The 12583-nt window shown below is 38.8% G+C and carries 12 protein-coding genes; 9 read left to right on the top strand and 3 right to left on the bottom strand.

What is annotated here, in order from left to right; all coding sequences use genetic code 11:
• Positions 1-86: 86 nt before the first annotated feature.
• From argH to M313_RS0120000, 6 genes are all read left to right on the top strand, one after another.
• On the top strand, positions 87-1478 hold the full coding sequence (argH, locus tag M313_RS0119975) for an argininosuccinate lyase (RefSeq protein ID WP_010199461.1): 1392 nt from the start codon (positions 87-89) through the stop codon (positions 1476-1478).
• Between the two features lie 62 nt (positions 1479-1540).
• Positions 1541-2062: a type 1 glutamine amidotransferase domain-containing protein gene (locus M313_RS0119980; protein WP_010199464.1), complete on the top strand. Its 522-nt coding sequence runs from the start codon at positions 1541-1543 to the stop codon at positions 2060-2062.
• A gap of 97 nt (positions 2063-2159) precedes the next feature.
• Positions 2160-3116 (top strand): Gfo/Idh/MocA family protein, encoded by a 957-nt coding sequence (locus M313_RS0119985; RefSeq protein ID WP_010199467.1) that lies wholly within the window; start codon positions 2160-2162, stop codon positions 3114-3116.
• A gap of 103 nt (positions 3117-3219) precedes the next feature.
• Positions 3220-4071: a CAP domain-containing protein gene (locus M313_RS0119990; protein WP_010199470.1), complete on the top strand. Its 852-nt coding sequence runs from the start codon at positions 3220-3222 to the stop codon at positions 4069-4071.
• A gap of 385 nt (positions 4072-4456) precedes the next feature.
• Positions 4457-5326 carry a dimethylarginine dimethylaminohydrolase family protein gene (locus tag M313_RS0119995; protein ID WP_010199476.1) on the top strand — a complete coding sequence of 290 codons (870 nt, stop codon included), beginning with the start codon at positions 4457-4459 and terminating at the stop codon, positions 5324-5326.
• Between the two features lie 16 nt (positions 5327-5342).
• Complete coding sequence (locus M313_RS0120000; RefSeq protein ID WP_010199479.1) at positions 5343-6203, top strand: YihY/virulence factor BrkB family protein; 861 nt, start codon at positions 5343-5345, stop codon at positions 6201-6203.
• 56 nt (positions 6204-6259) lie between these two features.
• Here the strand turns inward: M313_RS0120000 and M313_RS0120005 are convergent, their stop codons facing one another.
• Positions 6260-6574 carry a hypothetical protein gene (locus M313_RS0120005; protein WP_010199483.1) on the bottom strand — a complete coding sequence of 105 codons (315 nt, stop codon included), beginning with the start codon at positions 6572-6574 and terminating at the stop codon, positions 6260-6262.
• A gap of 134 nt (positions 6575-6708) precedes the next feature.
• Positions 6709-6879, bottom strand: coding sequence for a hypothetical protein (locus M313_RS26195; RefSeq protein ID WP_010199486.1), 171 nt, complete (start codon positions 6877-6879; stop codon positions 6709-6711).
• Positions 6880-7116: 237 nt separating this feature from the next.
• Between M313_RS26195 and M313_RS0120015 the strand changes: the two genes are divergently transcribed.
• The 3 genes from M313_RS0120015 (at position 7117) to M313_RS0120025 (ending at position 10597) form a co-directional block, all read left to right on the top strand.
• The gene (locus tag M313_RS0120015; protein ID WP_010199489.1) at positions 7117-7482 is read left to right on the top strand and encodes a hypothetical protein; all 366 of its coding nucleotides are present in this window, start codon (positions 7117-7119) and stop codon (positions 7480-7482) included.
• Between the two features lie 119 nt (positions 7483-7601).
• Positions 7602-9791 (top strand): DEAD/DEAH box helicase, encoded by a 2190-nt coding sequence (locus M313_RS0120020; RefSeq protein ID WP_010199492.1) that lies wholly within the window; start codon positions 7602-7604, stop codon positions 9789-9791.
• Between the two features lie 92 nt (positions 9792-9883).
• Complete coding sequence (locus M313_RS0120025) at positions 9884-10597, top strand: DsbA family oxidoreductase (protein ID WP_010199495.1); 714 nt, start codon at positions 9884-9886, stop codon at positions 10595-10597.
• 803 nt (positions 10598-11400) lie between these two features.
• Here the strand turns inward: M313_RS0120025 and M313_RS0120030 are convergent.
• Positions 11401-12483, bottom strand: coding sequence for a citrate synthase/methylcitrate synthase (locus M313_RS0120030; RefSeq protein ID WP_010199498.1), 1083 nt, complete (start codon positions 12481-12483; stop codon positions 11401-11403).
• Between the last annotated feature and the right edge of the window lie 100 nt (positions 12484-12583).

The raw sequence follows: 12583 nt of genomic DNA on the forward strand, positions 1-12583 counted from the left end.
CTCCCGGACCGCCCGCAGGCAAACGAAGCGCCTGGAACGAAAATCAACAGTTAATGCAGAAACTTACAGTAAGAGGAGGCAACAACATGACAAAGCTCTGGGGTGGAAGATTTACAAAAGAAACAAACAAACTAGTAGAAGAATTCACAGCATCCATCGAATTCGATAAAGAACTCGCACTAGAAGATATCCAAGGAAGCATGGCACATGTTCAAATGCTAAGCGACTGCAACATCATTCCAGTAGACGACGCAAAAACAATCCAACACGGACTCCAAGTGATCCAAAACAAAATAAATGCAGGCGAAGTAGAATTTTCCGTTGCACATGAAGACATTCATATGAACATTGAAAAACTGTTAATAGATGAAATCGGACCGGTAGGCGGAAAGCTTCACACAGGAAGAAGCCGTAATGACCAAGTGGCAACAGATATGCACTTATATCTAAAAAAACAAACAGAAATAATCATTTCATTGCTGACGGAAGTACAAAGTTCCATCTTAATAAAGTCTAAGGAAAATGTGCAAACCATTTTACCGGGTTACACACATTTACAACGTGCCCAGCCAGTTTCATTTGCACACCATTTAATGGCATATTTCTGGATGTTTGAGCGTGACAAGGAGCGTCTACAAGATAGCCTAAAGCGAATCAATTGGTCACCGCTTGGAGCGGGTGCATTGGCTGGGACCACTTTCCCGATAGATCGAGCACAGACTGCCTCTTTATTAGGATTCGATAAAATATACCCTAACAGCATGGATGCCGTCAGTGACCGTGATTTTATCGTCGAGTTTTTATCTCATGCATCCCTTATCATGACACACATTTCACGCCTTTCAGAAGAAATGGTCATTTGGTCCAGTCAGGAATTCCAATTCATTGAACTAGACGACTCTTTCTGTACAGGTTCAAGTATTATGCCTCAAAAGAAAAATCCAGATGTACCTGAATTGCTTCGAGCTAAAACTGGCAGAGTATATGGAAATCTCGTTGGACTTTTGACAGTCCTAAAAGGGTTGCCATTGGCATATAACAAAGACATGCAGGAAGACAAAGAAGGGATGTTCGATACAGTCAAGACACTGGTCGGTTCTTTGAAATTGTTGGCACCAATGATCCACACGATGACGGTAAATGAAACTAAAATGTATGAAGCAGTATCAAAAGATTTTTCAAATGCAACCGATATTGCCGATTACCTCGTTACAAAAGGTTTGCCATTTAGACAGGCTCACGAAATAATAGGGAAAATTGTGCTTTATGCCATTAAACAGGATAAATACCTCTTAGGCCTGACACTGGAAGAGTATAAGGAATTTTCCCCTTTATTTGTAGAGGATATCTTCAAGTTGCTTCAGCCAAAACACGTGGTTGGCGCAAGGAAGAGTGAAGGCGGCACATCCTTCGAACAAGTAGAAAGTCAGCTAGCATTAGCAGAGAAACTACTATATGATGCTGTACCTTCTTCATAATTTGCAAAACGCAAAGCCCTCGTTCACAATGGAATTATATTCATGTGAAGGAGGGTATTTTTATGAAATTACATAACAAAAAAGTAATTCAATTAGTAAGTGACGATTTTGAGGATTTAGAGCTTTGGTATCCGGTTTTACGTTTGCGAGAAGAAGGTGCAGAAGTAGTCATTGCAGGGGAAAAGGCAGGTACCACTTACATCGGAAAATACGGAGTGCCGATTCAATCCGATATTTCTTTTCACGATGCAAAACCAGCAGATTATGATGCCATCTTGGTTCCTGGAGGATGGTCGCCAGATAAGCTTCGAAGATATGAGGATATACTTACCATGATTCGTACGATGGACGAACAAAAGAAACCAATCGGTCAAATTTGTCATGCAGGCTGGGTACTTATTTCAGCAAAGATACTTCAAGGGAAAAAAGTCACCAGTACACCTGGAATTAAGGACGATATGATAAACGCCGGAGCAGAGTGGGTCAATGAAGCTGTAATAGTCGACGGAAATATCATCTCCAGCAGAAGACCACCAGACCTTCCAGACTACATGAGAGAGTTCATCCGAGTGCTAGCCGAATAAATAGATAGAGATTATGCTAAAACAAAGTTGATTGTAATGGAAGGCGAAGCGCCTGGAACGGAAATCAACTGTTAAAGCTATCATAGGGGGAGAAACATTGAAAAAAATATATAAAGTTGGGGTAGTTGGACTAGGGGTTGTGGGCCAGCGGCTAATCTCAGCATTCCATAAAAACGAAAATATTCAAATCGCCGCAGTGTGCGACTATAATGAAAACTTGGCAAAAGAAACAGCCCTTGAATGCGGGGATATTGCATACTTTTCAGATTACAAAGAACTCATGCAACAAAATGAAATCGATTTTGTCTATGTCGCGGTTCCACCTGCAGTTCACTATGATGTCGTCATGTCCGCTTTCCATCACCAAAAACATGTTCTATGTGAAAAGCCACTTGCCAATTCGGAGGAAGAAGCAGAAGCTATGGTACGTGTTGCAGAAGAATCTGGTTTGATACATGCGATGCATTTTCCTCTTGTATATGAAAAAGCATTTGCCACGATAGAAGATCTTATCAGCAAAAACTCATTTGGAAAAATAAAGCGCATTAGCTTAAAGATGCACTTCGATCAGTGGCCAAGACCTTGGCAACAAACAAATTGGATAAATTCCAGGAAACAAGGGGGATTCATCAGGGAAATCTCACCACACTATCTTCAAATGATTCTCCATTTTTTCGGCCCTGTGAAAGAAGTCAAAAGTTATGTGGATTACCCTTCCGATTCTGAGTTGAGCGAGCATGCTGTCATTGCCATGCTTACTCTTGAAAATGGAGCGCGTGTTCTAATCGATGGACTTGCAGGACAAGCGGAAAATGAAGAAATAGCTTTTACCATTCATGGAGAAAACCAGAGCCTTTCATTACTTAACTGGAGAAAGGTGAAAGTGGCAAACAAAGGAGAAGAGTGGACGGAGATTATAGATTCTGAATTAGCGAACTCAAAAGGGAGCTTAGTCGAACATTATGTTAAAAAGTTAAATAATGAACAGGCCTTTCTTGTCGGATTTAAAGAAGGTTTACAGGTTCAACGTGTGTTAGAGCAACTAATACGATAACACAGTTACCAAAATTATCTCTTTTTTATCATTATTACCAATAATACTTTCAGGTGAAATTGCAAAACTAAAAAAGTATTAATGATGAAAAGGAGATGTACAAATGACGAAACTTTTGAAAGTAACAGTTATTACTGCTTTTGCATTATCATTAGTGGTGGGTTGTAACAACAATGCTACCAACAATAATGATAATATGGATAACAACAATACAGCTTTTCTTGATAACGATGACGGCAATGGAATTACTCATGTAAGAAATGAAGCTCGCGGAATGGGCCAAAGTGCAGATGTCCAAGAAATCAACAATGGATACTTAACGATTGATCAAAACTCTTTCAGCACATCAATCCCAAGCGAAAAGTTCCCGCATTTTGAGAAATTCCAGCAAGAAGGACCGTTTGCGATTTACAAGTTCCAACAGGAAACACCTCAGGGCCAACAAGGGCAACCTGCACCGGCTCAGCCAGAACAAAAACAAGCTCCACAAGGCGGGCAAGCTGCACCACCTGAAAATCAACCTGCAGAAGAACCTGCTGACGATAATCAACAGCAAGCTGAAGAATCAACAGAAGGTATTTCAGAAACAGAAATGAAAGTAATAGAACTTACAAATGCGGAGCGCCGCAAAAATGGATTATCAGACCTTAAAGCTGATGCTTCATTAAGCAACGTTGCTCGTGATAAGTCCAAAGATATGCAAACAAATAATTACTTTTCTCACACAAGTCCAACTCATGGATCACCATTCGATATGATGAGAGACTACGGTATTTCCTATAATACTGCCGGAGAAAATATTGCAATGGGTCAACGTTCTCCAGAAGAAGTGGTTCAAGCATGGATGGACAGTGAAGGGCACCGTAAAAATATTCTAACTCCAGATTTCACGCACATCGGTGTTGGTTATGTAGAAGAAGGCAACTATTGGACACAAATGTTTATCGGTAAATAAAATAAAAAGCAAATCTAGTCAGATGATTAGATTTGCTTTTTATTATTTTAAATAATTGTATTGAGGAATTATCGTTAGGGTATTTCTTGATCTGATCCTTGTAATGAAGACATCAGTGACGAGAAAAAAGGAGCAGAGAAGTCTTCATAGAGGTAATGAAGACATCGGTGAGGAGAAAATAGAAGTAGAGAGGTCCTCATATCAGAAGGATGAAGCGTAAAGGCAAGCTCCGGCCAATATTTCAAAGCATCTGAGACCTTGCTTCCTTTTCGGCAGTTATCAGTGGAAATGTATTTTTATTATTCTAAAATGTTTAAGTAATTCTCCGTTTAGGGAATAGAGTTCATAGAAACAACCTACATATAACTGATCGGAGGATTACAAAATGACAATTAATTTGGAATATACGGATAAGGTGACAAGACATACATGTGAAAATGAGTTTGGAGAATTAAAAAAGGTCATTGTGTGTCCGCCAACTCATATGAGCATCACAGAAGTGATTAATGAAACACAAAAACATTTCTTGGAAGACAATATCGACGAGACGTTGGCAACAAAACAACATCGTAATTTTGTTCAAGCCATGATGGCAAACGGAGTCGATGTATATAGTCTACCTCCAAGTGAAGAATATCCAGAACAGGTTTTCACAAGAGATATCGGCTTTACCCTTGGGGATACCGTGTTTGTTTCGAATATGGACAGTGATATTAGGTCAGGTGAAGAAACAATCCTAAAGTCGTGGCTAGATGAACAACACCTATCGTATACACCTTTCTCAGGTTACAGTGTGGAAGGCGGAGATATCATCATTGACCGTGATATCGTGTACATTGGAATAAGTGGAAGAACGAGCAAGAAGGCCTTGGAACATATTAGCCAATCCCTTTCAGAGTATACTGTTCAACCTATCCCGATAGACAAATCATATCTCCATTTAGATTGTGTTTTTAATGTCATTTCGCCGACAGAAGCACTTGTTTTCTCTCCTGCACTAAGAGAAGAAGAATTAAACTTTCTATCAAAAAGATATGAATTGATTGAAGTATCTAAAGAAGAACAATTCACCATGGGAACAAATGTGTTGTCTATTGGCAATAAAAAGATTTTCAGTCTGCCGTGCAATAAACAAGTGAATGAGCAACTCCGCAACAGGGGCTATGATGTAGTGGAAGTAGATATTTCTGAGATCATCAAGTCAGGTGGATCTTTCAGGTGTTGCACATTGCCATTACTCAGAGGCGGAATATGAGAGGTGGGTGTGAAAGTTGTCGCGACTCGTTAAATTTTTGAAAAGATTAGGCCTAGAAATGAAAAAAGACCGTGCAACAGGGTTGGCAGCTGAACAAGCTTATTATTATATGCTTTCACTATTTCCTTTGTTAGTGCTTGCTTTATCCATTATCCCTTATTTGAATATTGATCCGCAAAAAGTGATAGAGTTCTTACAAACCATGATGCCTCCCGAAACTATTGCAGTATTCGAGGAAAACATCAATGAATTCGTAAATAAACCGAACGGTGGCCTATTGACCTTTGGAATACTCGGAACAATCTGGTCAGCCTCAAATGGAATGAACGCCTTTATTAGTGCGATGAATGAAGCGTTTAATGTTGAAGAAAGCAGGCCATTCTATCTGGTAAGGCTTCTCTCTATCGGGCTTACTATCGGATTGATTTTTGCTTTCCTTATTGCATTTTTCCTTCCTGTTTTTGGTGGAATCATCATTAAACAGCTTGAATCGGTTATCTACATTCCAGGAAGTACAGCCATCATATTAAATATCTTAAGATTCATCATTGCGTTTTTTGTTATTTTTACGATTATTGCAGTCCTTTATCGCATCGCTCCTGATATCAGCAAGTCATTTAAACAGTTGTTACCAGGTGCAATAGTTGCAACAGTAATCTGGCAACTTGTCTCCTTGGGCTTTTCGTTCTACGTTAGTAACTTTGGTAATTATTCAGCAACCTACGGGAGTTTGGGTGGGGTAATCATCTTGATGTTATGGTTATTTTTAACAGGACTTGCCCTTGTCATCGGAGGCGAGATCAATGCCATCTTTCATAAGAATCGGATTACTACCAGCTCGAATAAATATCACGATGAAAAATTCACAGCATTATAATAACAAAAGCACCGTTTCCCTTAATGGATAACGGTGCTTTTGCTTGATAACGTTACTTACATGCCTCGTTCATACTCATGAAGTTTTTGTTTTGAACTACTCTTAAATACATTTGGAAGTTTCTTCATTTCTGCAACTGTAAAGGTAAAGACTGATTTCTTCCAATCCATATCATTCTTAAGGGCTTCTTGTTTACTTTTTAATTGATCCACCTGTTCTTGTATGGCATTGTTCTCTTCCTCAAGTCGCTTACTCACCGAATTTATATAGGATAGAGTGGGGTTCGTTTTTTTGCGAAAAGAGATAAAGGCAATACTAAGCAAAATAATGGATACTACCAGAATTCCGATACTCAAATATACTAATAACATTTCTTCCTCCTCCTTTGGCAACATATAGAATAAATACCCCACAGCTTATGAAAAAAACATTGTATGTATCTTAGGACATAAAAAAGAAACCCAGGCAAGGAGCCGTGGGTTTCTCTAGTTTGGGTATTGTTTTATTAGCTTTGTTTAATTTCTTCTTCGAAATAAAAGGTTTTAGGGTTTTCTTTTATGGTGTAGGAGTATCTTTTTAAATTGGGGACGTAGTTGAATTTTAAGATGGTAACTTCCTCGCCAGTGCTTTTCAAAATGACTTTTTCATTGTCTTGGAACTTGTTTTTTTGTTTCATTAAGGTTCCTTCTTTCCATTTGGAATTCTAATCATTCTTTCATTATCTCATAAATTAAGGAGTAATCCCACTTAAACCTCAAATATATTTTCTCCAAACGTCTTATAATTATAGAAAATGGTGGTAGAAACTGGCTTGAGAGGTTACACTATAAAGAGAGGTAAGTTCCTTTGGTATTCTGGTGTTAAGATTCGCCGTCTAAAGGTGTGAAGCCGACACACAGAGAGGATGACCTATATGTCATGTCTATATTACCAAGCAAAGGCTGGAGACGGGTTAAAAAAAAGAGGTTTGAAAAGATCTGAAACTTTTCTTGAAACCGCAGAGGATGCTGTTTCAGAAGCCCTTGGTTTAAAAGAACGGATGGATAAAGTTTACAAAAACAATATAACATGGGACTATGAAGAACGGATGAAAGGCTCTACTAATAAAGTGAAAATCCTTAAAGGATATTTAGATGGAGACAAAAATTCCAATCCTTTTTACCTTGAAATTTCAACATTAGAAAGTGCAGATAAGATCGCCGTTGCTCCCATCAAACCAAAGACGATCTCCAAGCAAGATAAAAAAGTACTGAAAAATGTTATAAGTTTTTACAAATAAATCAAAATAAATGGCCAAGATTCCAACAAAAATTGTTGAAGGAATCTTGGCTTTTTTATTTTAATAATGTTTGTGATATAGTTTGGGAATGTAAAAATTGATGAGCTGAGGAAAGATAAATGAAGACAATTCAATATATCAACGAATGGAAAAAAGCATTACAGGCTGAAATACAACATTTAAAAAAATTTGGGAGCACCAAATACCTTATTAATAACGGTCATCTTATCTCAAACGATAAAGGATTTACTTACTTTTTTGAAACCTATAGTTCCGTAAGGATTCCTATAGGTTCACTAGTGAAAGTCGAATGGGGAGGAATTAAAACGGAAGGAAAAATTCTGTCATCTGAAGGAAAGAGTGTTATCGTTTCTTTTGAACAATCGCTTGGAGATGTTATTTCAGAAGCGTATCTGTTTCATGATCCGTGGGAGCTGTTGGATCAACTTTTCCAAAGGCTAGATGAATTAAAAGAAAGTAAGAAGAAGAGAAGCCGCATTAAAAGATTGATGAATCCGGAAATGAAGCCAAAGCATCCCACCGATATCATTAAAAGCAGTGTTCATGAATTGATTCTCCGTTCCAAATACAATCCCGTAACCTTTGTTTGGGGACCGCCTGGAACAGGAAAAACCTATACGTTGGCAAGGGTTGCTGCTAATAAATATTTTAAAAAGAAGAAAGTTTTGCTGTTATCTCACAGTAACCAGTCTGTGGACGTATTGATGCGAGAGATTTCAGCTTTTCTTTCCAAGCAAGAACGCAATATAGAAGGTGATGTTCTGAGGTATGGGTCACATAACAGTGAAATATTGGAAAATCTTCCAGTCATCACAACCTCACAACTACTTCAAAACCGTGATCCATTACTTGCTAATGACAGAGACCAACTGATGGAAGAACGGAAACATTTAAAAATGGATTTATCCAAGTCTTTCAGTAAGAGGGATTCGGAAACATTGCTGAAGCTCGAAACAAAGGTAGCAAGAATATTGGAGAAAATACGGCAGAAAGAAGTGGACTTCTTAGATGAAGCGTTCATTATTGGCACGACGCTCGCTAAAGCTGCAATGGATCCTGCCATTTATGAAAAAGAATACGACGTGGTCATTGTGGATGAGGCGAGTATGGCATATGTACCTCAATCTGCTTTTGCAGCCTCACTGGCAAAACATATCATCATATGCGGAGATTTCAAGCAACTGCCGCCTATTGCCTCAGCAAGACATGAGTTAGTAGAAAAATGGTTAAAAGAAGATGTGTTCCATCGTACAGGAGTAGCGGGCAATGTTCACTGCTCTCGCTTGCATCCACATTTATTTTTATTAAAAGAACAACGGAGAATGCACCCTGATATTTCCGCTTTTACTAACAAATATATCTATCATTCCCTTGTAGGAGACCATCCAAGTGTTCAGAAAAACAGACAGAACATTGCTAGGCAGCGGCCATTCCCTGATCAAGCTTCTATTTTACTTAATACGAGCTATACCGGCGAGCATGCTTTTATTGAAAAAAGCAGCAGGTCCCGCATCAACCTGTGGCATCTTCTTTTATCCTTTCAATTAATACATGAAGCATATGTAGAAGGTGGAAGGTCCATCGGTTATATTTCCCCATACCGGGCTCAGGCTCAATGGATGGATGTTTTGCTTCAGGATATTTATGGAGTTGAGCTTGAAACAGCAGAGATTGTATCTGCAACGGTCCACCGTTTTCAAGGAAGTGAGCAGGATACTATCATATTCGATTCTGTCGACAGCTATCCTTTGGAAAGACCGGGGATGCTGTTAGTCGGAAAAGAAAGTGAACGCCTGTTAAATGTTGCAATCACAAGATCGAAAGGTAAGTTCATTCACGTCTGTGACAGTCAATTTTTGAAGAAGAAAGTTTCCTACAATAAGATTATTAGAAAATTGGTGGAATATCAGGAAGCCTCCCAATTTCACGTCCACCCATTTCAAATAGGTTCTTGGATCAAGCATCAGCATCCCAATGTTCAATGGATGCATGCGAGAAAATTGGATAGAGTGATGGAAGACATGGAGTTTTCAAATATAACCATCACTATAGGCTTAAAAGACAGTAATGCTCTACCAGAAGAATGGGGAAGAAAATTGACTCTGTGGAAGAAAAGGGTATCCATCATCACAGAAGGAGTAACGTTTCCATTTATCATTATTGACCATCGCATCCTTTGGCTTGGAGTGCCAGTAGAAGCAGCAGCAAATACGAAACCACCTTTTGTAAGTGTTAGGGTGGATTCCGCGGTATTATGCAGGGAACTGCTTAATCAGTTTGGTATATAAGGGCTTGCTTTTCAGTCCAAGGCGAAATAAAAGAGGTTTTTAATACATTATGGTATGATAATACATACTAGATTAGGAAATGAGGTGCAACAATGAAAATAGAAATCTGGTCAGATTATGTTTGTCCTTTCTGCTATATCGGTAAACGAAGATTGGAAAAAGCATTGGAAGATTTCCCGCACAAAGATAAGATTGATATCGAATTCAAAAGCTTTGAATTGGATCCAAATGCAAAGCGTGATACTGATTTGACTATATATGAAATACTAGCGAAGAAATATGGAATGCCTGTAGAAGAGGCGAAAAGAATGAGCGCCGGGGTTGCAAAACAAGCGGCGGAAGTAGGGTTGCAGTTTAACTTTGATACATCCATTCCAACCAATACGTTTGATGCTCACCGTTTAGCAAAATATGCTGAATCAAAAGGCAAAGCAAAAGAAATGTCTGAACGTTTACTAAGATCATACTTTACTGAGTCGAAACATATTGGTGACAAGGGCTATTTAAAAGAATTAGCGGTAAGCATAGGGTTGGACTCTGCGGAAGTGGAAGAAGTATTAACCGGAGATGCTTATGAAAAAGATGTCCGTTTCGATCAAAAAGAAGCAAGAGAAATTGGTGTACAAGGCGTGCCTTTCTTTGTATTAAACAGCAAATATGCCATATCCGGAGCACAGCCCCCTGAAGTCTTTGCAGAAGCTTTATCTAAAGTCTGGGAAGAAGAAAATGAAAAACCGAAGTTGCGGAATTTTGAGTCTAAAAATAAAAGCGAGACATCCTATTGTTCTGATGACTGCTGTGAGTGATTGGGTTTAGGGGACAGGTTTCACGACCCACTTTTCACGTATTTAAACCAGTATTAATATTTATGCTTGGAGTAGCCAGAACCCTATTTAATGGGGTTCTGGTTTTTTGTGGGGAAGAGACGGGCAATCTACTAATTTGACAGGATGAAGACACTTCAATAATGGTTTTTGGGTGGATAGTGTCTTCATATGGGGGATGAAGACACTTTAGAGCTAGATTTTTTCTCGATAGTGTCTTCATAGGGCCAATGAAGACATTTTAAAGCTGAATTTACGGCAGGTGACGTCTTCATTGTTGTTTTTAGAGGATTATAATATTATTATGTAAACAAATGCTTTGACTGAAAAAGTGTTAGATGTTTTAGATAACCATTCATATATAGGAGAAGTTGAAATGTCCGAAGATTTCACTAATTTGTCCGAAGAATTCGCGTAATTGACCGAAGAATTTGGGTTTTTGACCAAAGTTTGCCGAAAGTTGACCGAACCAATTTTTCAAATGACCAAACATCTCAAATTTTTGTCCGGACGTCCACCCCCAATTGTCCGAAACCTCCTCCCAAACAGCATGAATCTGTCCGAACTTAAGTTAAATCTGTCCGAACATTTTTAACCACCCCAAAAATGCACTAATTTCTTTAGTTTTTTGCAAATTCACTGCTAAAGGTGCACTAAAATTATGCAGCTTCCGGATTATGTCCAAAGTTTTAGGAGAGCTGACCGATGCCTTTCCCATATATGACCGAACAAAATTCACCACTAAAAAGCACCTTATTTAAAAGGCGCCTTCCAACATAAACCCACTATTTCCCCACATACCTCGACAACGGCCGATAAATCACATTATCCTCAGCCTGCTCCAATACATGCGCAGACCAACCGACCATTCGGCTAGCTGTAAAAGTCGGCGTAAAAAGGGAAGAATCCATATTAATTGCTTTCATAATGGCAGCAGCATAAAACTCGACATTCGTATACAATCCTCTACCGGGTTTAAGTTCTTCCAACACATCTATAGCTGCACTCTCTACCTCTAATGCCAAGTCCAACCATCTATCTTTTCCTACTAGCCCTGACAACGTTTCTTTCAGCGCTAACGAACGGGGATCATGCGTTTTATATACTCGATGACCAAAGCCCATCAGCTTTTCTCCTGCAATAATTTTATCTCTTAAATAGCTTTTCTTGTCCTCCACTTCACTTAACTCATTCAACAATACGATTACCGCAGAAGGAGCTCCACCATGAAGAGGTCCTTTCATCGTACCGATAGCGGAAGTTACCGCAGATACTATATCCGATTCGGTCGAAGCGGTTACTCTTGCAGAGAAGGTAGATGCATTCATACCGTGTTCCATCGTCATTATCATGTAGGTTTCCAAAGCGCGGATGTGCTCAGGGCTTGCCGGCCTTCCATTTAGCATATATAAATAATTTTCCACATGACTATACCCCATGCAAGGAGTAATTAGGTCTTTCCCCTCAAGTATTCTCTTTCGATAAGCAATAATGGTAGGTACAACCGCTGTCAATTTCATCGCTTCCTCAATAGTAGGTTTCCAAGACATAGATTGGTTCCCGGCACTAGAAATCACGGTTCTCACCACACTCATCATATCCATATCCTCAGGAAGAACAGATAATACTTTTTCCAACGTTGGGGAGAGGTTCCTATATGAAGCAAAGGTAGATTTGAATTTTTCAAACTGTTCGCCAGAAGGCAGCTCACCAAACCATAATAGATGAGCAATTTCTTCGAAGGATTTTCCAGTTGCAATATCCCTTATTTCATATCCCCGATAAATCAAACGACCATTGGAACCATCCACTTCTGCAATACTTGTTTCAGCTGCAATGACACCTTTTAACCCTCTTTGTACATTCACTCTTCATCACCCTTTCTTTTATTACTTATATTTTATAAAATTATAGTGATTAAGAATATTAAATATTATTAAAGTAATTGATTAATATTAATAATAAGAG

It is taken from the genome of Bacillus sp. m3-13, from assembly GCF_000175075.1.
Taxonomy (GTDB): Bacteria; Bacillota; Bacilli; order Bacillales; family Bacillaceae_I; genus Sutcliffiella_A; species Sutcliffiella_A horikoshii_C.

What these genes read in the sequence shown, in the direction of transcription:
- argH (WP_010199461.1), top strand. Translation starts at nt 87, where the DNA reads ATGACAAAGCTCTGGGGTGGAAGATTTACAAAAGAAACAAACAAACTA.
- M313_RS0119980 (WP_010199464.1), top strand. Translation starts at nt 1,541, where the DNA reads ATGAAATTACATAACAAAAAAGTAATTCAATTAGTAAGTGACGATTTT.
- M313_RS0119990 (WP_010199470.1), top strand. Translation starts at nt 3,220, where the DNA reads ATGACGAAACTTTTGAAAGTAACAGTTATTACTGCTTTTGCATTATCA.
- M313_RS0119995 (WP_010199476.1), top strand. Translation starts at nt 4,457, where the DNA reads ATGACAATTAATTTGGAATATACGGATAAGGTGACAAGACATACATGT.
- M313_RS0120005 (WP_010199483.1), bottom strand. Translation starts at nt 6,574, where the DNA reads ATGTTATTAGTATATTTGAGTATCGGAATTCTGGTAGTATCCATTATT.
- M313_RS26195 (WP_010199486.1), bottom strand. Translation starts at nt 6,879, where the DNA reads ATGAAACAAAAAAACAAGTTCCAAGACAATGAAAAAGTCATTTTGAAA.
- M313_RS0120015 (WP_010199489.1), top strand. Translation starts at nt 7,117, where the DNA reads ATGTCATGTCTATATTACCAAGCAAAGGCTGGAGACGGGTTAAAAAAA.
- M313_RS0120020 (WP_010199492.1), top strand. Translation starts at nt 7,602, where the DNA reads ATGAAGACAATTCAATATATCAACGAATGGAAAAAAGCATTACAGGCT.
- M313_RS0120025 (WP_010199495.1), top strand. Translation starts at nt 9,884, where the DNA reads ATGAAAATAGAAATCTGGTCAGATTATGTTTGTCCTTTCTGCTATATC.